The 26,055-nt window shown below is 55.3% G+C and carries 18 protein-coding genes; 3 read left to right on the top strand and 15 right to left on the bottom strand.

From position 1 onward, the window contains the following. Nucleotides 1-374 precede the first annotated feature (374 nt). From IE151_RS17895 to IE151_RS17000, 3 genes are all read left to right on the top strand, one after another. Nucleotides 375-728: a hypothetical protein gene (locus tag IE151_RS17895; protein ID WP_280517251.1), complete on the top strand. Its 354-nt coding sequence runs from the start codon at nucleotides 375-377 to the stop codon at nucleotides 726-728. 80 nt (nucleotides 729-808) lie between these two features. Next, complete coding sequence (locus tag IE151_RS17900; protein WP_280517252.1) at nucleotides 809-1,450, top strand: AAA family ATPase; 642 nt, start codon at nucleotides 809-811, stop codon at nucleotides 1,448-1,450. 159 nt (nucleotides 1,451-1,609) lie between these two features. After that, complete coding sequence (locus IE151_RS17000; RefSeq protein WP_346432519.1) at nucleotides 1,610-2,344, top strand: ParB/RepB/Spo0J family plasmid partition protein; 735 nt, start codon at nucleotides 1,610-1,612, stop codon at nucleotides 2,342-2,344. A gap of 77 nt (nucleotides 2,345-2,421) precedes the next feature. Here IE151_RS17000 and IE151_RS17005 read toward each other — a convergent pair whose 3' ends face one another. From IE151_RS17005 to IE151_RS17080, 15 genes are all read right to left on the bottom strand, one after another. After that, entirely contained in the window at nucleotides 2,422-3,855 is a 1,434-nt protein-coding gene (locus IE151_RS17005; RefSeq protein WP_117136663.1) for a tail fiber domain-containing protein, read from the bottom strand. Between the two features lie 68 nt (nucleotides 3,856-3,923). Next, on the bottom strand, nucleotides 3,924-16,925 hold the full coding sequence (gene gpJ, locus IE151_RS17015) for a TipJ family phage tail tip protein (protein ID WP_210310909.1): 13,002 nt from the start codon (nucleotides 16,923-16,925) through the stop codon (nucleotides 3,924-3,926). A gap of 62 nt (nucleotides 16,926-16,987) precedes the next feature. Beyond that, complete coding sequence (locus IE151_RS17020) at nucleotides 16,988-17,578, bottom strand: tail assembly protein (protein WP_065519970.1); 591 nt, start codon at nucleotides 17,576-17,578, stop codon at nucleotides 16,988-16,990. Nucleotides 17,579-17,629: 51 nt separating this feature from the next. Further along, on the bottom strand, nucleotides 17,630-18,043 hold the full coding sequence (locus IE151_RS17025) for a hypothetical protein (protein ID WP_065519968.1): 414 nt from the start codon (nucleotides 18,041-18,043) through the stop codon (nucleotides 17,630-17,632). A 41-nt stretch (nucleotides 18,044-18,084) separates the two neighbouring features. Next, nucleotides 18,085-18,795 (bottom strand): C40 family peptidase, encoded by a 711-nt coding sequence (locus IE151_RS17030; protein WP_147001560.1) that lies wholly within the window; start codon nucleotides 18,793-18,795, stop codon nucleotides 18,085-18,087. A 1-nt stretch (nucleotide 18,796) separates the two neighbouring features. Beyond that, entirely contained in the window at nucleotides 18,797-19,552 is a 756-nt protein-coding gene (locus tag IE151_RS17035) for a phage minor tail protein L (protein WP_023289191.1), read from the bottom strand. Then, a complete protein-coding gene (locus IE151_RS17040) occupies nucleotides 19,549-19,887 on the bottom strand; it encodes a phage tail protein (RefSeq protein WP_032418052.1) in 339 nt (112 codons plus the stop codon). The genes IE151_RS17035 and IE151_RS17040 overlap by 4 nt, the downstream gene beginning before the upstream one ends. Continuing rightward, nucleotides 19,887-23,243, bottom strand: a complete 3,357-nt coding sequence (locus IE151_RS17045; protein ID WP_182267944.1) for a phage tail tape measure protein — start codon at nucleotides 23,241-23,243, stop codon at nucleotides 19,887-19,889. Before IE151_RS17045 ends, IE151_RS17040 begins: the two co-directional genes overlap by 1 nt. Nucleotides 23,244-23,475: 232 nt before the next feature. Then, nucleotides 23,476-23,841 carry a phage tail protein gene (locus tag IE151_RS17050; RefSeq protein WP_014228914.1) on the bottom strand — a complete coding sequence of 122 codons (366 nt, stop codon included), beginning with the start codon at nucleotides 23,839-23,841 and terminating at the stop codon, nucleotides 23,476-23,478. Between the two features lie 57 nt (nucleotides 23,842-23,898). Next, the gene (locus IE151_RS17055) at nucleotides 23,899-24,360 is read right to left on the bottom strand and encodes a hypothetical protein (RefSeq protein ID WP_023328090.1); all 462 of its coding nucleotides are present in this window, start codon (nucleotides 24,358-24,360) and stop codon (nucleotides 23,899-23,901) included. Nucleotides 24,361-24,391: 31 nt separating this feature from the next. Further along, nucleotides 24,392-24,784 carry an HK97-gp10 family putative phage morphogenesis protein gene (locus tag IE151_RS17060; protein WP_014907811.1) on the bottom strand — a complete coding sequence of 131 codons (393 nt, stop codon included), beginning with the start codon at nucleotides 24,782-24,784 and terminating at the stop codon, nucleotides 24,392-24,394. 5 nt (nucleotides 24,785-24,789) lie between these two features. Further along, the gene (locus IE151_RS17065) at nucleotides 24,790-25,179 is read right to left on the bottom strand and encodes a hypothetical protein (RefSeq protein ID WP_125330173.1); all 390 of its coding nucleotides are present in this window, start codon (nucleotides 25,177-25,179) and stop codon (nucleotides 24,790-24,792) included. Further along, nucleotides 25,160-25,498 (bottom strand): phage head completion protein, encoded by a 339-nt coding sequence (locus IE151_RS17070; protein ID WP_014228910.1) that lies wholly within the window; start codon nucleotides 25,496-25,498, stop codon nucleotides 25,160-25,162. The genes IE151_RS17065 and IE151_RS17070 overlap by 20 nt, the downstream gene beginning before the upstream one ends. Continuing rightward, a complete protein-coding gene (locus IE151_RS17075; RefSeq protein ID WP_020317538.1) occupies nucleotides 25,495-25,812 on the bottom strand; it encodes a head-tail connector protein in 318 nt (105 codons plus the stop codon). Before IE151_RS17075 ends, IE151_RS17070 begins: the two co-directional genes overlap by 4 nt. After that, nucleotides 25,793-26,053: a hypothetical protein gene (locus IE151_RS17080; RefSeq protein WP_014907814.1), complete on the bottom strand. Its 261-nt coding sequence runs from the start codon at nucleotides 26,051-26,053 to the stop codon at nucleotides 25,793-25,795. The genes IE151_RS17075 and IE151_RS17080 overlap by 20 nt, the downstream gene beginning before the upstream one ends. Between the last annotated feature and the right edge of the window lie 2 nt (nucleotides 26,054-26,055).

The raw sequence follows: 26,055 nt of genomic DNA on the forward strand, positions 1-26,055 counted from the left end.
TTGCAGATTTAGTGTCTCTAAAAATTAATATTAATTTATGTTTTCTGATTGTGTTATGTTTTGGTGCCACATAGGTTGGTTAGTCCTCATGAGATAAAACATGATGGTAAATCAACGTGTTACCTACCAATAAAATGATGCAGTTATAGATAGTTAATCTATAAAAAACATAAAGTTAGGTTTTAACCTTCTCTGCTTATCTTAGCTTTTACTCATAATGCATTGCCTCAGTGAACGAAAAGGTTGTTTTTGGTGGTTAAATCATAAACTTTGCTTTTTATCTCAAGCTTTGCGTTTTTTACGTTGCTTTGCGTTAAAAACATAAAGTAGGATAAAAAACATAAAGGAAAAAACTCCTAAGAGGGGGAATTGGAATGTCACTTATCAATTTACTACAGGAATGTATCAGCCGCGGACAAGAGATGACGCAAGCCATTGCCATAGCGCAATTTGGTGATGATAGCCCTGAAGCACGTAAGATTACTCGTCGCTGGGGGATAACCGAGGTTGCTGATTTAATCGGCGTTTCACCGCAAGCAATTAGAGATGCTGAAAAGAATGGGCGGTTACCACCACCTGATTTTGAATTACGTGGTCGAGTCGAACGTCGTGCTGGCTATACCATCGACCAAATTAGCCATATGCGGAGTATTTTCGGTAATCCTAATCAACGGCCAGCCGATAAAAATCCAGCCGTTTTAGCTGTTATGTCGCATAAAGGTGGCTGAAGCCCAATGGTTAGCGCTACAGGGCCACCGAGTTCTACTCATTGAAGGTAATGATCCGCAAGGAACCGCCTCTATGTATCATGGCTATGTTCCTGACTTGCACATTCACGCCGATGATACTTTGTTGCCATTTTATCTGGGTGAACGTGATAACGCAGAATACTATCGAAACAGACCTGATGCAATACCATGCCCAGGGGAAACTACCTCATCCGCCTCACCTGATGCTACGGGCTGCTATAGAATCCGTATGGGATAACTATGACATTATCGTTATTGATAGCGCTCCTAACCTCGGAACAGGGACGATTAATGTTGTTTGTGCCGCCGATATTATTGTCGTAGCTACCCCTGCAGAGCTATTTGATTATTCATCCGTTCTGCAGTTCTTCACCATGCTTCTGGACCTACTAAAAACCGTTGATTTAGGCGGTTTCGAGCCGGTGGTACGACTGCTGCTAACCAAATACAGCCTGACTACTGGTAATCAGTCTCGCTGGATGGAAGAGCAGATAAGAAATACGTGGGGGTCGATGGTTCTGCGTCAAGTTGTCAGGGTGACAGATGAAGTAGGAAAGGGCCAAATAAAAATGCGTACGGTATTTGAGCAGGCTGCTTATCAGCGCTCAACACTTAACGCCTGGCGAAATGCAGTCTCTATTTGGGAGCCTGTTTGCCAAGAAATTTTCGATGACTTGATTAAACCTCGTTGGGAGGACTAATTGTGAAACAGCGCTCTATTTTAAAAAATGCCCCCAACATCGACAGCATTATGAGCAAGACGCACCAGGCGCCCGCATCACAGCCTGTGTCACCGATGGTGGGTGATTTGCAACGCCAGCTTAGTTCATTATCGGGAAACAGTATTATGCTGCCTGTGTGTGGACGTAACGTTAACAGACCTGCTCAACGAAACGTCCTTGGCCGATCTCGTTCCGTCATTCCTCACTTCGGGGCAGCAGAACCCGGCGTTCGCTCGCAAAACTGCAGGCATCATAGAGGTTGCTGATGGTTCTCGGCGCCGAAAAACAGCCATCATTACAGGTTGCGATTATCGCGTATTAGTCGGTGATCTCGATGACGAACAAATGCAGTGGCTCTCTCAAATCGGCAACGATTATCGACCAACAAGCGCATATGAGCGGGGCAAAAAATATCAGCGCCGCCTGAAAGATTTTGACGGCAGCGTAAAAGCTTTAGCTGAGGCGGAAGGGGTGGACCGCAATATCATAACCCGCTGTATCAACACAGCTGGCCTGCCTAAAGATATCATCGCCATTTTTCAACATCCTGGTGAGCTATCAGCCCGTGCGGGGCATGACTTGTTCAAGATATATCAGGGAAACGAGAAAGCTATGCTCGATGCGGCGCAGCAGCTGCTACGCATGAAGAAGCAGGGTGAAAAATTCGAACCTATGAGGATTATCCAGGCATTACAGGATTTTATTAAGACCAATGCAAAAGATACACAAAAGACCGAAAAAGCATATGGTGAAGGGGTTGTTGCTAAATATAGCGGTAACTACGTTACCTTAAAATTTGATAACCGGAAGATACCATCCAGCTTAATGCAAAAAATTGAAGAGTTGCTTGAGTCAGAGTTAGAAAAAAAATAAACCACATAAAAAAAGGCCCCTGCATTGCAGGGGCCTTTTATATTCAGTTATTTTTTCAGCTGCTAATCACAGGACAATCAAGTTCCCTCCAGCACAGATATACGCCTTTCCAGTTCCTGATTTTTAACCAGTAAACCCTGCGCCACCGTAACCAGATCGGCAATGATTGCCGTGTAATCCACATTCATCACCCTGAATTTTTCGCCATCAATCTCCTGCTCGATGCCGAGGAAAGTATACAGATCGTCAGCTTTTTCAGCCTGCTGGGCGATAAATCCACGCCTCCGGCGCGTTTCACCCTTCATGTTGAACTCGCATACCCCCAGCGCGTTAATGCGCCTGGAGGCACCTTCCCGAGATTCCGTAAAATCCTCTTTAAGCCGCACGTCTGAGCCGGTGGTCAGGACGTCCCCTTTGCCAGTGGAAATGGTGCCGCCAGCACGGAAGATCCATGCATCAGTTCGGCCATAACCATCGAGATAGACAACCGCCCTGTGCTCCGAACCCACAGACTCCTCAACATAATAGTTTGCTACCGCACCACGGGCATCGCCAAAGCCGCCACGCCCTTGAATCATCGACTGGAACGGTGCGCCGGTGATCAGTTGTCCATTCGCTGGATTGCTCGGGGCAACGCTTCTCGCCATGAGTGCTCCCCAGGCGTATAGATGCTTTTTACACATAAAGGCCCCTTCGAGAGTCAGCTCACCTGCTACGTTCTCGATAAGCCGTGTTGTGTAATCGGCGGTACTATCGTTGAAATGAAAGTCGATGTATGGCGTACTCATCGATAGCTCAATGGCCTGCGCAAAATATTTCCCCGCGCTGATGTTGCCCGGAACAGCCAGATTGCCGGCGCTATCGACCCCCATAATCTCCGTCTGGGTATCTTCAGGGCTGATGGTCGCCTTATTTCCTTTCACCACGCTGAAGCGCGTTCCGCTGCCCACCATTAGCTTCCCGTAGGTGCCTGATTTTTTGACCAGTCCAATATCGTTGTTCCTGCCAAGAATAAAACCGGCATTATCGCTGGTTATAACCTGCGAGCCGTCGAGTTTGTTTCCTCCGGTGAGTTTTGCCAGCGCGTTAAGATCCGATGCCTTCGCCATCCCGCCTATCGCCGGCACGGTCACCTGCTTTCCTGTGATCGGGTCAGTCAGGGTGATATTGCCGCTGCCGGTCAGGGCCATCGACCAGCCCTCCACTACACTACGCCAGAATGCAAACGCGCTGGCCAGCTGGTTAGCAAACGACGAGGTGCTGGCGGTTTCAGCGGTAATAATGCCGTAACTGGCACCGGAAAATGCGGTGGTGATATTCCGGGTCAGCGTCAGTTGCGTGTCGCTGTCCACGGATTTGATCGCATACAGGTCAGCACTACCGCTGCGGTAGACCACTAGAATCGACCCGGGCAGTATCCCCAGCGCCTCCTGTGACCATTTTGTTGTCGCACCTGTCACCCGTGCCTGCGACGCGGCACCCGTGACGGTACCGACTTCATACATCGCCATAATAAAGTTCCTCCTGGATGGTTTTCCCTGGAAAAAGAAAAGGCCCCTTGCGGGGCCATATATTGTTATCAGGTTGATGAACCGCGAATTACGTTGTTATTGCGCGCGGCGAAGGCGTCGAATCTTGAGAGGATGGTTAATACCATCTGTCCGTTACGGTCCAGGTAACAGCCATATCGCAGAACAGCGTCGCCAGTACCGGCAGGGACGACAAATGACATGTTGTCTACGTTCATTGACTCTTGCGCCGTTAACAGGCGTGTTGCTCCACCTGTTTCATACATAAGCTCAATGCCTAGCTCCATACTGCCGCCACCAGACGTAGCGCCTGTGCCACGAAGAAGCATTGCATACGACAGATAGCCAGGATTCAGTCCGCCGTCAGCCCCTGGCGCGTAGGACATCCCCGCTCTGAGTTTCGCGCCGCCGTCGATAGTGATGCTATCCGTCTGGAGGAGTCCACCGCGAATATTGATCACCTGGTCGAAATTCTGCCGCCGGAACCGGGCCAGCTCAAACCACTGCCATGTAGCCTTCGGCACCTTGCGCGTGCGGTGCTGAGCGATGTTGATCGCAAATGACCCGATGTCGCCCTCGATGTGGTTCGCATATACCGTACCCTGGAACCAGCCGTCAGTCGCATAAACCGCACCGCGAACGATCACGTTGTTGAACTGCGAAGAGCCATCCTTGGCGATACGCCAGCCGCGTGACCCGTCAACAAAGTCATTCGAGCGGATCTCGTTGCCGATCTTCGCGTTCGTGATGGAACCGTCCGCGATTTTGGTTGAGGTCAGGGAACTGTTTTTGATACGTGCCGTATCGATATACAGCTCATTGCCTTCGGCAACCATCACCGGAACAGCCGTCGCATTATTACGGTTAAACAGCGAGAAGCGGTCAGCGTAGAGGATCATGTCGCTCGTTTCACCATTGCTGCCCAGCGTAATCCCCGCGCCAACATTCTTCCCGTTAACCGTCTCAACCTTCATCGACCACAGCGAACTCACCGTACCATTCACATCCGCCACGGTTTTGGCGGTGTTCTGAACGGAAGCGCTGAGATCCCCGACACTGGATGTCAGGGTCGTCTGCTGCGTTGCCAGCGCCTCCAGTGCCGTTGCATGCGTCTGCTGGGTACTGGTGATACTGGCCACCGATTTAATCGTGTTGTCCAGCGTCGTCTGGTTTTTGATGTTGGCGGCCGCCTGCGCGTCAATCTGCGACTGAAGCGAGGTATTCAGGCTGGCCTGTGTGCTCTGGCTGTCGCTTAGCGTCTTCGCCATGTTATCGACGCGGGAGTTGGCATTATCCACTTTCGTGGCCAGTGCCGTCTGCTGCTGCGCCTGGGCAGTGATTTTCCCTTCGGCATCCGTTACGCGCGCCGTCAGGCCGCTCACGGCGCTCGCCGTCGCGTCAGAGGCATCCTGTGCCGCTTTCGCATCGGTAACATCCGTGATGACCAGATCGTCGATATACAGTGAATAGCCAGGGGTACCGTTGCCGGTGGCGCCACGAGTGGAGATCCAGACCACCGCACGTGTTCTGCCTGCCCCGTTGTTACTGGCGATCCCCGTGAATTTCACCCACTTATCGCGCGCGCCCAGAGAGGCTTCGCTGACAGTGACCGCCGCCTGCCACGCATTTTGCCCGGCAGCATTCTGCGACTGGATACCGACCAGCGTTGTCCACCCGGAGGAGGGCGCCTGATCCGCCGGCATCATGGCCCAGAACTCAAACCGGAACTTCGCGTCCTCACGGACTGACTGCCAGGTGCCAAGCTGTTTATCACTGTTGCCGCTGTTGTTCTCATCCCGTCTCAACTTCAGGCTCTTACCGCCGGTGAATTTCTGAGACGCCACCACAACGGCGGTGCCGTTCCCGCCCAGCACCTGGCCATCGCTGTAGCTTTCAAACGTACCGTCAACCCAAGGATTAGCTCCCTGAGTGCGGATGGTATTGATGGTGCTGGTCAGCGACGTGATGCTCTGCGACTGGCTGGTGATGGTGTTTTCCACCTGGCTGACGCGACCGGTCAGTGAACTCACCGCGGACGTGTCAGCCTTTTTACCCAGCTCAGTATTCATCGTGGTCAGGCTGTTCTGCAGACTGGTGAGCTGCTGCGACTGCGAATCCAGTTTACCCTCGGCAGACGTCATCCGGGTGGTCAACCCGGTGACAGCGCTTTGCTCGGCCTTCTTACTGACCGCCGCATTCGTGACGGCCAGATCGCCGCTGAGTTTCGTCAGCTGCTGCGCCTGGGTGGTGATAGCCCCTTCCGCAGCGGTGACGCGGGTATTCATCTGAGAAATGGCCCCGGCATTAGCTGCGATATCCTTTTCATCCGTAACATCGAGGACATGGAAATCATCGAAATACATTGCCCCCGCGCTGAGGAAGGTCGTCAGCTGGAAACTGGCCGTCGTGGTCTTCGTGGCTTTCCAGTCAAACGTTACCAGTTGCCAGCCAGAACTAAACGGTCCGTAGTTTGAGCCGACCAGCAGGCCAGTGCTGTCGGCCACACGAAACTTCGTGTTACCCGCATCTTTAATCGTGGTCCCCGGGTCCTGCTTCGCCCATACCCCCATGCGGTAGGTACGGCCCTGCGTGATACTGATTTCCTGTCCGACCAGGTTCGACTGGCCGGCGGACATTTTCAGCGCCTTGTTACCCGAGTGCGGAACCTGTAAATCGGCCACCGTCGCGGTACTGCTCCAGCCGGTAAAGCCCGCCGCGCCGCGCTCAAAACTGCCGTTGACAATGAGGTTGCCCGGCATTTTCCCGCTGGCGTCAATATCCGCTGCCGTCTGGCTCAGGCTGTTACTCAGTTGCGTCAGAGAATCCCCCTGCGCACTGAGTGTTTTGCCCTGCTCCGTGACCTGGTTCTGCAGGGTGTTCATCGCGCTTGCGTCCGCTTTTTTGTTCACGTTCGCATTCGTCGTGGCCAGATCGCTGCTGAGTTTAGTCAGCGCGCTGTTGGCTGCCGCGATGTCATTTCCCTGCTGCGTCACCGTGCCCTGCAGCTGCGTCACCGCTGTCGTGTCAGCCTTTTTACTCACCGTATCGTTTGTCGACCGGAGGCTGTTCTCCAGCGAGGTGGTCCGCGTGCCGATGCTGCTGAGCGTATCGCCCTGCTGGCTAACCGTGGTGGTCAGTGAATCCACCGCTTTTGCGGTCGCATCTGCGGTTTTCTGCGCACTGTTCGCCGCCGTCACGTTGCGCATATGCCAGTCGGCAGCGTACCAGACGGTGCCGAACGGGCTGGACTGATTAACCTGCAGGAACGGTCGCAGGAAGTTCGTGTCAGCCGGCACAGTAAAGCGCCAGGTGGTTCGTTTCCACGCGGAGGTGGTCTTAGTGTTGCCCCCGGACGCTCTCGCCCCGATACCGCCGGTGGCGGTGGTGGCCCGACCGATATAGAAATTAAAGTCGGCGCTGCCTGTACCACACGCTACCAGAGCAGACATTTCGAAAACGTCGCCCGGTGTCACGGCGATGTTGTTGATTTTTGGCACATGGTCTCGCCCGGCCAGCCGGACGGCATACCTGAACGGGCAGTCAGCCGGCACACCATCGGCGGTGGTCTCCACCACGTCATAACCCATACGGTCATACGCCGGATCAAATGAAGGGTTTGGAATGTAATCATCCCCGGCAGCATTCCCGGCGTTCACCGCTGCCGTCAGGCTGACGATGTTGCTGTTGGCTGCCGTGAGGCCTGCTTCGGTTTTCTCCACCCGGCCAGTCAGCGCGTTAAGCGCCGTCTGATCCGCTTTGGTGTTGACCTTATCGGTGGTGCTGCTCAAATCGCCCTGCAGCTTCGTGATAGCCTGCCCCTGGGAGGTGATTTTGCCTTCCGCACTGGTGACCCGGCTGGTGAGATCACTCACCGACTGCGCGCTGGCCTTTTGTGCCACGTTGTTGTTGGTGGTGTTCAGGCTGTTCTGCAGATTCGTGATGCTCTGAGACTGCGCGGTCAGTTGCCCCTCGGCGTTCGTCACCCGACTGGTGAGGCTATTAATGGCCGATGTGTTCGCGGTAATACCGCTGGCCGCATCATCCGGACTCGGTGACCAGTCGGTCATCACGGTCCCGGTTTCCAGCTGAGGGCGGCAGAGCCAGACTTCTTTGTCGGCAGACGTCGCGCTTTCCAGACGCGCGGCAATCAGCCGTTTGGTGCCACTGGTGGCAGGAATAACCCATTTCACCCAGTAACGCGCCCATGCGGTGGTCAGTTTCGTGACCGCCTTGCCGTCACCGGCCCCGCCTTTAACGCCCTGGCTGGTTTCCGTGATGGTGGTGTTCGACGGGTTATAGAAATAACTCGCCATCTCCTGCCCGTCATAAGCCCCTTTCGCATAGAAACTGAATACAAATTCCGTACGCCCGGTAACGTCCAGCGTCTGTTCATCCAGCTGGGTATAGCCGGATGCACCTTTCGCCAGCCGGGTGTAGGCCACGCGGTCGCCCAGATAGGTTTCTGTGGCGTGGCGGCTGCTCCATCCCTCCAGAGTGTCCGCATTGCGGATAAGATTGGTCCCGCCCACGGCCAGGGAGGAAAAGTTGTTTTCCAGGTTCGTCAGCGCGCTGCTTTGCGTGGTTAGATCCCTGCCATGCTGTTCAACGGTGTTCTGCAGGCTCTGCAGCGCCGTTGCATCAGCCTTCTTCGCCACATTGCTGTTGGTCGTGTTCAGGCTGTTCTGCAGGCTGGTCAGCGCCCCGCTTTGCGTGGTCAGATCCTTGCCGTGCTGCTCAACGGTGTTCTGCAGGCTCTGCAGCGCCGTTGCATCAGCCTTCTTCGCCACATTGCTGTTAGTCGTGTTCAGGCTGTTCTGCAGGCTGGTCAGCGCCCCACTTTGCGTGGTCAGATCCCTGCCATGCTGTTCAACGGTGTTCTGCAGGCTCTGCAGCGCCGTTGCATCAGCCTTCTTCGCCACATTGCTGTTAGTCGTATTCAGGCTGTTCTGCAGGCTGGTCAGGCTGTCTCCCTGCGATTTCAGGCTGCCTTCGGTAGCCGTCACGCGGGTCGTCAGATTCGTCAGCGCGCTGGCATCGGCCTTGCCGCTGATATCCTTACCAAGTTGCATCACATCCGACTGCAGTTTCGTGATCGCGCTGCCCTGAGACGTAATATTCTTCCCGTTCTGCGTGACTGACGCGGACAGACTGGAAAGCGCCTGCGCATTCGCATCGGCGGCATCGAGCGCCGCTTTCGCATCGGTCACGTCAGTGATGATCAGATCATCAATCAGGAAGGCGTCACCCAGGCGAACTTTTGGTGTATTCGGGATGGAGATCCTCACCATTGCCTGTTTCAGCGCGGTTCGGTTGTTGGTCAGATAGCCACTGACTTTTGTCCAGTTGTCCACCGACAACCCGGAGACTTTCACGTTCAGGCCAGGCCACGACCAGCCATTGGCAGAATCCTGGAAGGAAAATCCGAGCACCATATAAACGGTCGGATCGGCAGTCGAGCCAGCCGGCAACTTAACCCACGCCTCCACGTAATAGACCGCGTTATCGCGAACCTGCATGCCTGAAAAGATATGGGTATCGTTATTATCCGTCGCGTTCGGGTTGTACTCCGTACTGCGCGTAACACGCAGGCTTTTGGTCCCGCTGTGCGCAGCTTCACTGGTGATAACGGCGCGGGCATTACTGAGAACATCGCCGACGGCATAGGATTCAAAACTGCCGTCCGGCAGTACGTTGGCTCCCCGTGTCGCCTGCTGCTTCAGCGATGTATTCAGGCTGGTCAGGCTGTCGGCCTGGCCACGGATATCCTTTTCAGTCTGGGTAACCCGGTTGGTCAGTGAACTGACCGCCGACGCATCAGCCTTCTTCGCCACATCGCCTTTGACCCCTTCCAGCGCGTTATTCAGCGCCGTGATGGATTGCCCCTGTGATGTCAGGGTGTTCCCCTGGTTCATCACCGTCCCGGTCAGAGACGAAACAGCATCGCTGGTCGCCTTGATGTTGGTTTCATCGGTGATATCAAACACCCGGACGGAATCGAGCCAGATTTCACCGTTTGCCGGATGAGAATAAAGTTTGAAGTTCTGCCCGTCCGCGCCGGCAGCCGTCAATCCGGTTTCCCAGGTGATGGTTTGCCAGTCAGTGGTCAGCGTGACCGTTTTATCCTCATACGTACTGTCCGTCTGGCCGATTTTGTTCTGGCGACGGATCAGCAGACTCATCGCGCCGGAAACACCTTTGGCCTTCACCACCACCCGATACTTGCGCTGGCCATTCAGCGGCACCGGCTTGTTGTTGTTGGAGAAAATGCCTGGGCTGGTCGTGGTCGTCCGGTTCAGCCGGACCCCCGCTTTCCCGTCCCCGAAATCGCCAAAGGTCACACCGGCTGGATACTGAATATCCCAGGCAGTGCTGCCCTGCAGAAAATCAAAGTTCGGGATCAGGTTGTCGCCGGCGTTGCGGGTGGCCGTCAGCACATTCGCCAGATTTGTCAGCTGCTGGCTCTGTGTGGTCAGTTTCCCTTCTGCCTCTGTCACCCGGTTATCGACCGAAGTCAGTGCCGTTGCATCGGCCTTCTTCGACACATTGCTGTTGGTCGTGTTCAGGTTGTTCTGCAGGTTCGTCAGCTGCTGGCTTTGTGAGGTGATGGCCCCTTCCGCTGTGCTGACCCGGCTCGTCAGTCCGGTAACGGCGCCGGCGGTGGCATCGATGTCCACCCGGTCGGTAACGTCAGTGACGTAAAAATCATCGAAGTAGCGGCTGCCGCTAATCAGATAGTTACTCAGCGTCACCGGCAGGCTGGCTGTCTCCGTCGCTTTCCAGCGACCGGAAATCAGGGTCCAGTTTGTCCCCACCGTACCGCTGTTGTATGGACGCTCAAAAACCGGCTGGCCGGCAGAATTGCCGATCCGCAGCTTGTTATTCCCCGCACCATTATCCGTCGTCGCTCCGGGTTCCTTGACCCACACCCCGATTTCATAGGTTCGCCCCTGAACAAACGGGATGTATTGCCCCGGAGTCACATTCCCCGGATCAACCTTCAGCGCCCGCGTCCCGCTGTGAGGAACGGAAACCTCCACCACACTGGTCGCGGTTGACCGCCCGGTGTAGCCATCCAGCCCACGTTCAAACGAGGGATTCACGACCAGGTTACCCGGTATCTGACCGCTGGCATCGATATCTGCCGCAACCTGCGAGAGACTGTTCGACAGATTCGTCAGCGAATTGCTCTGGCTCTCCAGCGTTTTACCCTGCTGCGTCACTTTCGTGTCGAGCGTGGCCAGCGCAGTCGCATCGGCTTTCTGCGCCAGCGCTTTATCGGTATTCGCCAGATTTCCGGTCAGTTTCGTGATGGCGCTGTTCGCAGCAGTCAGATCGTTGCCCAGCTGTGTGACGGTATTGGTCAAATCCTGCACCGCTGTCGCATCAGCCTTTTTGGCCACTGCGGCATTGGTGGTTGCCAGCCCGTTTTCCAGCTGGGTTGTCCGGTTGCCGGTCGAGGTCAGCAGATTACCCTGTTGCGTCACGGTGGTGGTCAGGGAGTCAACCGCCGCCGCCGTGGCATCCGCAGTATCCTGAACCTTTTGCGCCGCTGTCACATTTCGCATATGCCAGTCCGTAACGAACCATACGGTGCCATACGGGCTGTTCTGCGAGATCTGCAGGAACGGGCGGATATAACCCCTGTCCACCATCGCCTGCGTGACCTTGAAGCGCCAGGTGGTTCTCTGCCAGGTCGCGGAGGGTGATTTCCCGCCCCCCGCCATGAGTGGCGCACCGGTGCTCGTATCTGGCCGAACGGCGGTGCCAACATACAGATTAAAATTCGCCGTGCCGGCGCCGCAGGCAACCAGTGCGCTGATCTCAATCACATCGTTAAGCGTGGCCGGGAACGCGGCAAAGTTAGGATGGTGATCCCGGCTGGCAATTCGGGCCGCATAACCATACGGGCAGCCCGGCGGGACCTCCTCAGCCGTTGTGGCTACCACGCTGAACCCCATCTGGTCATACGCCGGGTCAAACGTCGGGTTGGGAATTAAATCCCCGCCTGATGCGTTTCCGGCCCGTACAGCGGATTTCAGCGAGGTAATGTTGGCGTTAGCAGCCGTCAGCCCGGATTCCGTCTTCTCCACTCGTCCGGTTAGCGAGTTCATCGCCGTCTGATCCGCTTTGCTGGCCACGTTCGCGTCTGTCTGCGTCAGCGCATTCCGGAGCTGGGTGATACTCTGCGAATTGCTGACCACATCGTTGCCAATCTGGCTGACATTCGAGCTGAGCACGCCGGCTGCGTTTGCCAGCGCGGAAACCCCGAGACCGGAGTACATCTCAGCAACCTTGTCTGACAGCTTCAGGCCCAGGTTGATATACGCCTGGCCGGTCCACTGATTCACCAGAAACTCAACGGTGTTCCAGCCGGCTTTCAGTTCAAAACTGACGGTATTCCAGCTGGCGTTACCCCAGGCGACCTGTACCCCATTCACAAATATGGCGCCGGTATCATCAAAAACCCTGGCGCCGGGCGCCAGTGTGATGGTGGTATCTGCGGCCACTTTCACCTGGCAGGAATACAGCGCGATCAGATAGCTGCCGGCGGACGTAAAGTCCAGTTTGGCCGCGTCGGCCACCTCATCCACGACCGTTGGCGCCACGGCGCGAACATCGCTGAATGACGGGACTGTCCCGGCGTTAGCCAGCTGCACAGGATAGAGTCGACGGGACCAGCGATTCGGCTGGCCATTGACCAGTTGATTTGACAGGCTGGTGATGCTGTCAGTATTGCTGCGAATATCCCGCCCGTTTTGCTCTACCTGCTGCGTTAAGGCAGTGACCGCAGCCGCTTCGGCTTTCTTCGCCAGCGCGGCATTTGTCGTGCCCAAATCGCTCGTCAGTTTCGTGATGGACTGACCCTGGCTGGTTATCCTGTCGCCCTGCCGGGTAACAACAGACTGCAGCCCGCTCAGTGCCTCATTCGTACCAGCCAGGCCCGTTTCCGTCTGGCCAACCCGGTTAGTGAGCGATGTTAACGCGGCGCCCTGCGATGTCAGCGTGGTGCCCTGTTGCTCAACTTTCTGCGTCAGGGACGTCAGCGCGGCCGCATCGGCTTTTTTCCCGAGGCTGGTTTCCAGGCCACCGATACGGCTCGCCTGCGCGCTCTGCTCTGTCGTCAGAGAACTCAGTTCACCAGAAACAGCAGCTTTGTTGTCGTTAAACTGCGTCTGCAGGGACTCTCTGGCCTTAACTTCCGCCGAGATGGCGGTAACGCGCGCGGTTTTTTCCTGGTACAGCAGCCCGGAGGTGACTTTCTCCAGATCGCTCCCATCATAGGAGCCACGCATCTGCGCCGCCAGCGTGCTGCGTGCCTGCGCTTCGGCGGTCAGCGCGTTACTCAGCGTACTGCGCACATCCTGCAGAGCCGCCGTACTGGCGCCGGGTGCTGGCCGGCCAACGGCGATCCAGTCGAATTCGATAAAGTTGCTGGCATCCTGCTGGTTCGTCAGGTCAAGGCGAATACGATCAATGTTCCCTGTCCACGGAATATCACGCACCGTCAGGGTTGCCACCCCATCGGCATATTCCGGCTCAGCAACAATGTATCGCTTCGTGTTATTGAAGTTTTCGCCGGCAGACACCCAGCGGATCTCACCCGCCCAGACTGGTTTGCCGGTTTTACGAAAGCGCAGCATGATGAAACGGTACGCCGCACCATCGACAGCCAGCCCGCCAGGAGAGCTAATGTACGGATCGGTGGCGCTGTCCGCCGGGCGTAACCAGCCATCCTGTGACACACCCGGTACGCCGGCGCTGCCGGTCCAGCCCTCGGTCGTCTGATTGTTGAAATGCCAGATAACCTGCGAATCGAACTGGATATTAGCGCCGGCAGCGAGGCTGGACATTTCCCGCGCCAGATTTTCATCGGCGGTCTTCATCACCTGAGTCAGGCTCTCGATACTCGCCTCAATCCCCTGCGTTGCCGCCAGCAGTTCATCAGCGGCCTGTGCCGCCTTCGCGTTAACATCGGCGATACGATCCGCGGTCTCCTGCTTCACCGCACTGGTCAGCGTGGTGTTGACCTGAGACAGCGACTGCTTCAGGCCATTTTCGGCAGTCTTTATCTGCGCATTCAATGCGGCATCGCCGTCGGCCAGCGTTTTGCTGACCCTGGCAATCTCCAGGTCGATGGTGGCGTTGATTTCCGCAGCCGTATCGGTGACTGACTGTCTTACCTGGGTGATGCTGTCGGTCAGCGACTTGTTCACAGTTGCGATCTGCTTGTTCGCATCTGCGACGGCGGATTTTGCCTCCTGAACGCCTTTGTTTGCCTGAGCCAGACCAGAATCAAGAGCCTGGTTTACTGTTGCAATATCGGCGTCGAGGGTCTCATTAACTAAGGTGATTTCATCCGTGATGGTTTTATTCACGGCGGAGATCTTCCCGTCAACATCAGCCGTGATGCTTTTCGCCGATGCATCAATATCCTGGCTGACCTGCTTCGCCTGGTCTTCGGCTTCCTTACGCAGAGCTTCAGCGGTCTGCTCCAGTTCCTGCTGCGTATTGCGGATACCTTCCTGTGTTTCGCTAATGGTGCGCTGCGTTTCCTCCCAGGCAGCCGTATCCTTGATCGCGTCGGTCAGGTTTTCGTAGTAGTCATCAAAGTTATCGCTGGCCATCCCCTGGACCCAGCCGGTCCACGGGCTTTCATTGCCAAGACGATCCACAAGGCGCGCCCGATACCAGAATTCGGCGCCCATACTGAGGCCCATCTGCTGATAGCTTTTCCCCGGATAGGCCACGTCTGATAACGGCATTGGCGCACTGCCGTCCTGGTTTTTGCTGTACTGCAGTTCCGTGCGCAGCGTATCCCCGGAGCCGGTCGGGAACTCCCAGCTAACCTGGACCCCATGAACCAGCGAACGGGTTGCCAGCGCCAGCGGTGCCAGCGGCTCGCCGACCTTGCCGGTCAGGGTTTTCTCTTCGGAATACGCCCAGCCGCTCGAGATCTCCGCCGCATTGATCGCGCGGACACGAACCAGGTAACGACCGGCATAAATGCCGCTGACCTCAAACGAGGTGGTCGAGCTGCGCGGCACATTAATCCAGTTCCCGTCGTTACGGCGCCACTGTGCCTCGTAGGCAATAGCGCCGCTGACCGCTGACCAGTTAACCTGCATCGTTTCGACGCTGATCCCCTGATTCACGACCGAGCGGGATGTGATGACAATATCGTCAGGAGGTGACTGGTTGCCCGCCGGCAATACGCTAACCGGGCGCTGGTCGATAATCGCGCCGGTATCGATGCGGGCGAATTTATCCGGGTCATGTGCCACGCCGGTGATCGTGAGGGTGGCATCGCTGTTCTCTTTTACCCCTGTAACCCGGTACTGCTGCAGGAAGAGGTCATCAGATTCAATGGCCCAGACGCATTCCCGTTCTGGCGTCTCACTGTATGCCGTTGTGACCGTAATCTGCCGGCGTCCGTTAACAGCCTGAATGGTCCGGCTCTGTGAGATACCGGATGGCAGGTTTAGCTGGAGACGGTCGCCAGGTTTGGCATCCACATCACGATCCAGCGTAATCACCCGGCCATTCACCGCGCTGATTCGCCCGCCGTTGACCCGTCCGGCCAGCAACTCATCCGCCAGGGCAATGATATAACCGGGTTGAGGAATGCGACCGTCCAGCCCCACATCAAACTCAACGACCCGGTCTTTGTTGTTGGTCAGTATGCCCCACAACCCCTTACGGTGGGCTTCGCTCTGGCGCGTACAGCCAATCGCGGTCAGTTCGAGCTGGTTAAAACTGTAGCGGGAAACCAGTTCCGGGATAAACGCCGGCTCCATCGCATCAGCATAAGCATTATCCGGATCAGACCAGGAAACCAGGGCGTTGGTGTACCGAACCTGGCTGCTGCTGCTCGAATAACGGGGTTTGCCGATAATATTGGCGCGCGTATAGGTAAAATCGACATCACGCGGCATATCAGCCTGCACAACAATCTGCTCACCGTTCCAGCAGGTCATGCCCCGGAAAATGGCGGCAAAGTCTCGCAGCACGGTGTAAGCATCGTTGCGTTCCTGAACATAGACGTTACAGGTATAGCGCGGCTCCATGCCGTCACCACCACGCCCGTCAGGAACCAGCTGATCGCAGTACTGTGCAATCTGGTACAGCGTCCATTTCGAAATATTGGCGCTGCTCAGACGATTACCGAGACCAAAACGGTCAGCTATAACAATGTCGTAATAGATCCAGGCCGGGTTATCCGTCCAGGCCCATTTAAACCCGCCGGTCCAGACGCCGGTATATTCGCGGGTTTCCGGATTGTAGTTATCCGGCACACGAATCACGCGCCCACGCGGCTCACAGGAAATTTGCGGAATGGAGCCATTAAACTGGCTGGAGTCGAACTCGATATAAAGCAGCGCGGTGTTGGGATAACGCAGCTTCGCGTCAATCACTTCGGTATAGCTCTGCAGCGTCATCACGTCGCCAGTTTTGACACTGTTTGCATCCGGAGAGATTTTACGCAGGCGTAGCGTCCAGGTACTGCCGGCATGGGGCAGATCAATACGATGGCTCCGCTCATAACCGGAGGTTGTTTTACCCGTGACAGCGGTTTCCAGCACCGTCTGCCAGGCGCCGCCGTCGGTCTGCAGGTCAATCGCATACTTGACGGTATTGCCCACCACGTCGCCGTCATCTTCCTGTTTCATCAGGGACGGCCATTTCAGGCGGACACGAACGGCAGAAAGCTGGGTATTAGTAAAGGTATGGGTCCAGGCTGTCTTGCTGGAAACTTCCGTTCCTACACTGATTTCATTTTCAGTACCGGGAATACCCTGAATATAAGTCTGAGCCTGCGTGCCGGGGCGAAATTCCCAGGAAACACCACTGAAGTTTTGCGAACCATCAGCATTTTCAAGCGGGGTGCCATCAAGATAAATATCTTTACCGGTTAAACCACCTGCAAATTCACCCTCACCTAATGCGAGCAGAATTTTGGCTTTCGCAACGGACTGTAAATCATCCGGCTGTTCCGTCGGTGTACGCTGCTTTGAGCCGCCACCCTTGCGCCCTTTAATTATGTTGTTTGCCATATTACGCCCATAAAAAAAGCCACCGCAAGGTGGCCTGAATTGGATGGTTTACTGAATAAAACTTATTGCTGGTCTTCTACGTAAATACCGGCAGATATAATGGCGCCGCCAATTCGGCGTTTGCCATAAAGCAAAGGGACCGGGTATCCCTGAGAGGCAGTATTCGTCACGCCCCCAAAGGCGTAGGACGCTTTATTGTCAGCGGATTCTTTTCGTGCCAGGCCTGCTGGCTGTGGAGAAAGCATCTGAACGACGCCGCCGAGCATCATGGCGCCGCCTCCCATCATTACGTTTACGCCCCACGCCTGGCCGAATCCGAAAGTGGCTATAGCTCCAACCGCAACGATGACCGCACCCAAAATAGTCTGAAGAAAACCGGCTTTTTTGCTACCAATGACTACAGGAACAATGCGAATTACTTCCCCGGTTATGGGGAATCCTAAGTCATCTAGACCTATATTTTTTTCATCCTTAAATACCGCATAGGTTAGTCCACGCTCTTTGCTGGTAATCATGAATTTTTCGAAGCCTGGTATCGTTTTCGCCAACGCTATGCCTGCTTCATGGATGCACGAAATAAGACGATGATGAGTTTTCCCAAACTTTTTACCGAGCATTCCACTTAATTCAATACGCGTCATAACTTCTTGCATTTCTTTCTCCAAAAAAAACCGCCTGATGGCGGTTCTTCTCATAAAGATAAGTTAAAAAGCTGTGGGGTATATTCCAAAATCCCCATTGGTGCCATAACCAATTCGGTACATTAATGTTTTTCCATCAATCACTGTCCCTGATTGCTCACTCATGCCACCACCACACATTCCTTTTGGCCATGCGCTAAATATATGATTCCCTACTTTTGGATAAATCACAGCTTTTTGGGCAGTATCTAAATCAGCTATCTCTTTTCCATCAAGATATACTCGCGTCATACAAGCGCTTCCCATAACACCAGAGTCCCGCTTTATAATAACTTCGCCCGTACCTTCTTTTTTAGAGAAAAACGATGAGTCTAATATTTGCTTGGCGGGTATATTTTGTGCCTGTTCATTTGTTACTGGTTTAGTCGCACACCCACTAATTCCCACAATCACTAAAGCTAGTGCAATTTTTTTCATCTCTTTGTCCCTTTTGTTTTTAATTCAAATGCCACAAAAGATTAACACAGAGAATGGTATCGAACGATTTTCATCGTTCGGTCTAACCAGTACCCACCATACGGCACGCGCTTGCTGAGATGGCCATACAGGTGATGCAGCAGCAGGTTCCCTTCCAGAAGAATCCCGGCGTGGTTCCACTTATCCGCCTGCACCTGCATGATCACCATATCACCCGGTTGCGGTGGACCATCAAACTCACGGAACCCGCATTCATACCAGCAGTCCTGATAAAAATTGTCCGGATACTCATTTTCCCACCACGGATAATCGACGCGGTAATCGTGCAGCTCGATGCCGTGGGTTTGCCGAAAATAGCTCATCACCAGGCCCCAGCAATCGTAGTGGCCCAGCACGAATGGTCGCTCGAGGAGCGGCAACTCACCACGCGGGTGGATGGTACGGAGATCGCCTTCTGGCCAGCTGATAATATGCCAGGGGAGAAGGGTCGCGTCGCATTGCGCTTTATCCAGTTCGCTCGGCTGGGTGGTGGCATCAGGATGGCTGTGAACAATACCGGTGATCGTTCCCCATTCCTCAACCTCCGCATAATCCTCCGGCGCCAGCACAAAATTATCTTTCGACTCTGTGGCCAGGTTCCGGCAGGGGAAATAACGCTCCGCTCGGCCCCTCTGGGCGACGAGGCCGCAGGCCTCGCGCGGATATTCTGCGGCCGCATGTTCCTGGATGGCCTTAATCGTTTTCTGACGCATATCAGCTCCTGATTAATGAGGTGCCGGGGAACCCGCCAAACGGCAGTTCACTATTCTCACCATGACGTAATTTACAGGCCGTGAGCGTGCCGTTGCAGACATCCTGCGACGGGTCATCAACTGGCTGATTGTTCCTGTCAAAATACCGGGTGCCGGCATAGTCGCACCCGTTACCGCTGCGGTACTGATTGCGGATACACCAGGTGCAAATCGCATGCAGCTGGCGAGTGGGGATCATCATCCCCTGCAGGGCAAACGGGCTGGAGAGAGTAAATTCCACCTTCTCATCGTCTTCATAATGCTTTACGTCAATGAAGAAAAGGCGCCGTTTCTCCTGCGTCGGATCAGCTGAGGCATTCCCGTCCGGAAAGTTCTTCGCATCGAGATACTGTTTTTGCGTGTCGTGGATGACAACCCGCGCCAGAGCCAGATCGTCGTAATGAAGACAGAGCGCGGATATCTTCCCGTCGATGTTCCCTACCCGCAGCGTTGGCTGCGCGTCACTGCCCGTGGTGGAGGATTCGATCCCTTCGATTTCACATGGCCAGGCTTTATACTCCCGCCCCTGCCACCAGATGCTTTTCGCCGGCAGCTTATCCAGGTCGCCGCCAGCGGCGAGGATTTCGGCTGCAGTATGGGGAACGTTATAGCCGTGGAAATACAAAACCTCGTCCAGGCCAAACGCCTGGCCATCGATCTCCAGGAGACGAACTTCATCGCCTGGCTCTAACTTCTGATAATTCGCGTTAAGGCTCATGGTTTAAATGCCTGAATAAAAGTGGCTGAAAGTGAGTAATTTCCGCCGCCCAGCGGAACCGGTTTGTATTGTTCGCAGCGGAAAAGCCCCACCTCTTCCAGAGGCGGGGTCCACTGAAACGCGCGGGTGCCGGCATGACGATCAAGGAACTGCTTAATCGGACGGATATAGTCCTCCGTACCGACAAAACTCAGCTCCCAGTCCTGTGATCGGGTGTTAATACCATCGCCGGATACCTGCGCATACCCGTCACCGAATTGCGCCTTCCGGACACGAAAGTTAACGGTCTGCTGGGGATTAACCCGCGGACTCCAGGTGAATATCTCAATAGCCATCAACGTTGCCCTTTAACTGCATTCCAGACCATCCCGCCAGGGCGCATATCCTGCGCCATCAGCTCCCTGTATTTTTTCTCCACAAACGAGCCGATCTGCTGGCCAAACTGCTCAAAACCAGACGGCGCCTGCGTTGAGGTGTTTCCGCCTTCAATCGTGATATAGACTTTTGGCCCTTCCGACGCGCCGGCGTTCTGACCACCACCGACAGCGCGTACACCCAGCGAACCATCGCCGGCACGCGTCAGCGGCATGATGGCCTCCGGCCCGGCCTCGCCAAATACGCCGGCCCCTTTTGCGAAAGCGAAGAACTGCGGAGAGTCGTAGACCTGGTTGCTGTAGGCACTTAATGAAGGAGAATCGAAGACACCGCCTTTGGCATAACCCGGTATTTGAAAGTTAAAGTTATTACCCGCATTCTGAATCGCAGTTCCTGCGCCGACATCAGCCGCTCCAGAAACACCACCTGCAATACTCACTCCAGCTCCCACCACGCCCATAATGGTTTGCATGACGGTACTGGTGACCAGCGCCTGAGCGGCCATATCAACGAGGTTTTTTATGATCGACTGCGTGAGCGAGGAAAACAGATCAGCCATGTTCTCCTTAAAGCTTCTCGTCCGCGTCAGCATGCTCGTCAGGAAGTTGCTTGAGCGCTCATGGGCCGTTTCGAATAACCCGACGGCCAGGCTCTGGAATTCTCCCTGTGATCGGTATAACTCCAGTGACGTCTGATACTGCGCATCGGCGGATTCTTTCGTCGCCTTCTGCATCAGCATTTCGTACTGTTCTTTGCTGATCGCGCTGCCCTGGTAGTACGCCTGCAGCAATGCCTGCCGCTGCGCAAGCTGATTGCGCAGCGAGACCAGTGGATCAACTTCGCCGGCGATATCCAGTGCCGGCGCAGCGATTTCATCGGCATGCGCCTGCAGCAGCTCTTTCGCAGTATCTCTGGCCAGCGTTATTCGTGCGGCCTGGTACTCTTTTTCATCAAGAAGGCGGGCTTTGAAAAGCTCAGCCAGGTCCCGGCTGGCTTCCTGCTCTTTTCGCAGAGTTTCATGAGCGGGGGAATACTGCGCGGCCAGATCCAGTCGTTGTTTCTGGTAGTTCTCTGCATTCATTAACAGCGCGCGCTGCAGGTCAGCATCACTGGCGCCATTTTTCTTCGCCGCTTCCTGCAGCTCCCTGTTGCTGTCCTTTTCCTGCAGGTTAATTCTGGCCAGGCTGGACGCATGGGCTTCTTCAATTTGCTGCCGCAGCGTTTTGAACTGGTCGACCTGGGACTTACTGCCTTTCCCCGTGCCGGTACCGCCATCGCCGCCCCAGGGATTTCCATCTCCGGTCTCTTTGGGGGGCGTGCTTAACGCTCCTTTCAGATCGTCCGTTAGGGAGGTTATTTTTCCCGATAAACCCAGCTGAGCCAGTGTTTTTGCATCACTGACACGCTTAATGTTTTCCTCGGTTTTGCGGAGTCCCTCGTTAACGCTATCGAGATCCGCCCGCGCCCGCGTCTGGTCTTTTGTCACCCCTTCCAGCTGGCCGAAGGGGTCAAACCCTTTCAGGCTGTCGATACGACTGTCGGCATCCTGAATCTCTTTTATCAGCTGGTTACGCTGCACGACCTGGTTTTCGTACTTATCCTCCAGGTCGAACTGCTTCACATTTAACTGGTTAAGCGAGAGGCGCATCAGCGCTTCACTGGTTTCCACTACGGCATCTTTTAAATCAATGGCCGATTGCCGGGCTTCTTTTGCCTGTTGATGGAAATACAGTAATGCAGATCCAGCCAGCGTCGCCGCGCCAACCGGACCACCAACAAAAGCCAGGGCGCCTCTTGCCAGGCCCACCGCAACGGAGGCCGCACGGGCTGATATCGACAATTGCCGGTTTGCCGCCGCCAGTTTCAGTTTCGCCTGGCTGGCCAGGTTTGTTTGCTCAGTTTCCTGCCGGATAAGCCGGGTAAACTCATCCTGGTAACTGATATTCATCCCGTACTGTTTAGCCGTCCGCTCCATCTGCCGGTAGTGGCCAAACTCAGCGTCGTTCTGTTTCAGGATGGCAGCTGTCGAATCCAGCGTTTTGCGGGCAATATCCGCATCAGCCTGCGCCCGCGCTTTTACCGCCGCCTGGCTTTCCCGCCAGGCCGCGATATTCTCCCGCAGCCCTGCAGTCAGTTTCGTGGATAACACGGGGATCAGGCTGTAAAGCGCCACGCTGGAGACGGTGTTGAAATTGTCTGCCAGGCTGTTCAGTGCCTCCGTGGCAACCTGAATCCCGCTGCGGAGTGGCCCGTTACTGCTCTGGCCGATCTTAATGACCATCCCTTCAAACGCACTGCTCAGCCCCAGCAAATCGCCGTTCAGGTTGTTAACCCTGATGGATGCCTGCTCATGCGCCGTTTTGGTACCGGTCAGGGAAGCGGTCAGCTCATCAAGCTTTGAACGGTTCTGGACCAGGATAGACGCCGCATTCAGGTTCTCCACGCCAAACAGTTTTACGGCCTGGGCCGTGGAAAGATTTTTCCCGGAAAGAGTGGTCAGCGCCTGGCTGAGACCAACCACGGACGGCTTGAGGCTCTTGTCCGTGCCCTTTTCCAGATTCAGGATGACGTTACGCAGCGCCGTGCCGGCTTCACCGCCTTTAATTTCACGCTCTGCCAGCACCTGAATCGCGGCATTCAGCTGCTCAAAACCAACGCCGGCCTGTGCGGCTGCGACGCCACCATTTTTAATGGCAGCCGCCGTATCCACAATCTCCGACGACCCGTACTTCGCGCCGGCGGCCAGCACGTTGATATAACGATCCGCCTCCTGCGCGCTCGCCCCGTACTGGTTTAAGGAGAGCGCCAGCGTTCTGGTCGCATCGGGCAACGTTGTGCCGGCGGCCTGCGCCAGGATAAGGGCGCTGTTCGTAGCCTTCTGCAGTCCATCGGACGTTTTTAAAAGTTCCGGTTTAGCCGACGCCATCAGCTTTAGCGCTTCGGCGGCCTGGCTGGCGCTGTACTCTGTCGTGCGTCCCATTTCCTGCGCAGCCAGATCCAGCGCTTTCATTTCAGCTGCAGTCGCACCGGTGATGGCCTGCAGGTCTGATAATGCCTGTCCATATTGTCTGGACGTGGTGACGATCGTGCCGATGGAAAGGCCGGCTCCTGCCAGCCCCGCCAGCCGGCTGGCCATCCCGGATATCGACAGACCGACCTTCTTATAGGCGTCCTCCGTCTTTTTCGCGTCCGCCTGGGCATTACGGTTAAACCGTCGTGACTGGTTCTCCGCATCGCCATACGCTCCCAGCAGCTGGGATTTAAAACTGGCTGCGTTCAGGTGCAGCCCGACCGCTAAAGATGCGACGTCTGCCATTACATTAATGCCCTCATGACTGCCGCGCATTCATCATCGACCCGGGATGGCGCAGGTGTGGTTTCGGTAGGTGGCGCGTTTTCATCGCCAGGACGGCGGAAAGTGCCCTGTTTCAGGAAGTAGGCTCGCCAGTGGTACAGAGTGTTGGCCGGCAATGCGGCAATTTTGGATGGGTCAGGCTCGCCCCAGCGGTCGGCCAGCCAGAAGATCAGCTCCAGCCAGGGCGAGTCACTCAGTTTTTTTCTGCTTCCTCCAGCTTGCCGATTGCGTGTTGCTTCACTTTTTCCACAGCGGCCAGCAGTTCGGGGTTTTCATGGGCCTTCAGCAGCTCGGCTGCCGTGGGTTTAAATTCATCCGGAATGGCCGTTCCATCCGGCTGAACCAGTGCATCGATGACGATCTGGATGACTTGCTCCGATGCCTCGCGCGCTGCGCCAGCTTTTGCGGTTTCAGCCATTTTCTCTTCGTAGCTGATGAGGTAATCCCCGGTCAGGCGGCGGATGAATACGGTGGCGCCAAATAACTCGGTTTTAATGACGGTTGGCTCCGATTTAAGCAACGCGGATTTCAGCGTGGACAGGTAATCTTTATCTTTCACAGGTAGTCCTTAAAAATAAAAAGCCACCCGAAGGTGGCTGTTTAAAGGTTAAGTTAATCAGGCGCCGCCGGAGACAGCGACGGTTCCCCAGGCGATCTTGTTCTGTTTACCCTGAACAGTGATCTGGATGACCTCATTCGCCGGAGCGGCGATTTCATTCATCTGCCACCCGGACAGCGCCAGGAGCATCGTCGCTGTTCGCTTGTTGGGTAATTCGACGTATAACTGGATGGTCTTGCGGGCCTCTGCTGCGTTCAGCAGCGCGGCAAAATCGGTGTTGCCCGGATCATCAATGAAGCCCAGTGACTTTTCAGGCCCGTCAGGCAGATCGCTGATGGACTGTTTCTGCTTATCCAGTAACGTGGTGCAGTCGACAAAGCCCCCCGTCTGCCCCATTGCACCCAGCGCTTTACAGTTAATCAGCGGTTTCAGCGCTGACGTGGCAGCGCCAGGCTCCCCGTATTTCACAATGGTGCCCGCCGGCAACATCGCATATTCAGGCGAAGTTTTATCAGCCATGTTTCTCTCTCTTTTTATACGGCAGCGGATGCTACCTGTTTTCAATGCCGTTTCGGATTTCCACGGTTAACACGCGCAAAACGGTCTGGAGGTTGTAATCCAGGGCGGGTCGGATAAAGGGGTCTGCAACCTGTTTAACCGTGCCAAACTCCTGCGCCAGCGCCTTCATATGGTGCTGCTTGCTGGGGCCAACACGGAGCGTTACAACCGCGTTCCCTTTACCCTTGCGGGTGGAAGAGCGGATTTTGATTGAGTCCCGCATGTGCGGCCCGGCAGACGTTTCGTCAAAGCCGGCATGCTGCTTCATATCTTCCTCGACGACCTTTAGCGCTTCGCGCCCGGCATCCCGCAATACCTTCGTCGCCACTTTTTCGCCCAGGGCCATTAACTGCCGCTCCAGCTCATCCAGCCCTTTAACTTCCATTCGGATCACGAGGAGTCCTCCACGTAGTGAATGATGAAATCGCGGGTCAGGCGATACTGAATGCGACGATTCGTCAGCTGGTTTTTATCCTGATGGATACCGCCTCGCTCCACATACTGAACCGGGATACCCTCCAGCTGGCCATGAACGACGGACTTCAGTTCCGACCAGATTTTTTTATCCAGCTGCAGCAGTGAGGTGTAATCATCGAGACGGTACAGATTCACCTGGATACGGGCAGATACGATCCCCGTTCGCAACATTCCCGAGACCATTTCCGGGTCAGAGATACGCTGAAAGGTCGCACCTTCCTGGACCGTGTCCGGCAGTAAAAGCGGATACGCATTCATGCCGGTGATGCGCTCCAGCGCACCCTTAATCGCCAGCTCTATCATGCCGCCCGTCAGCCTCCCCCGTGATAATGATCCGGTCTGTTTTGCGGTCGATATTCCGGACGGTATAAACCAGATTTTTCGTCGTGATTTTCCAGTCAATATCAACCAGCACGCCCGGATAGACCGTGAACAGGCAGGTTTCCACCACCTGCTGCTGATCCAGCGTGCGGACTTTTCGCCCCGATACCAGCTCCCGTTTTGCCCACGCTTTTCCCGATTCAACCTGCTTTTCCGGTAGCGGTTCGCCCAGCGGCCCACGACCGGACTGAACGTAGCTAATTGCAATGCGACAGTTCATATCACCCGGTTTCAGGCTCATAGCGTATGCTCCTGCAGGGGGAAAAGAAGATGCCTCACCGCAGCGGTTTCCAGCCACTGTCCGGTATGGCCATTCAGATACGCATCGCTGACCAGAAACTGAATAGCCAGCCGGATATCTTCATCCGCGATAAATCCGCGGACGGTCTCCGGGAGCGCCTGCAGCTCTTCATCACTGGTGACCAGCTTGCAGTAGTAATCACGCTCGATGCTCCGCTGCGCGGCGTTCACCATTTGCGTGAGCATGGCATCATGCTCCGTGAAGTCCAGTTCCAGGCGTAGCTGGGTTTTCACATCATCCAATGTCAGTATCAAAATCGCTGTCTCCCGGCTTCGGTTTCAGCGCACGTTCGGCATCCTCCGGCCATACCGCGATACGCCGCTTAACCAGTTCTTCGGCGCGCGATCCTTCAAAGCACGCGATATCTCCACGGGAATAACGGTGGTGCGGCCCAAGGAACACAACGGATTTACGCTCTGCCTGTGCGACCACGGTCGCATGGTTGTCCTGTGTGCCTGTTTCTTCCGGCTCCACTGCTTTATTTTTCGCAGCCATAA

This window comes from Limoniibacter endophyticus (assembly GCF_014652835.1).
Lineage (GTDB): Bacteria > Pseudomonadota > Alphaproteobacteria > Rhizobiales > Rhizobiaceae > Limoniibacter > Limoniibacter endophyticus.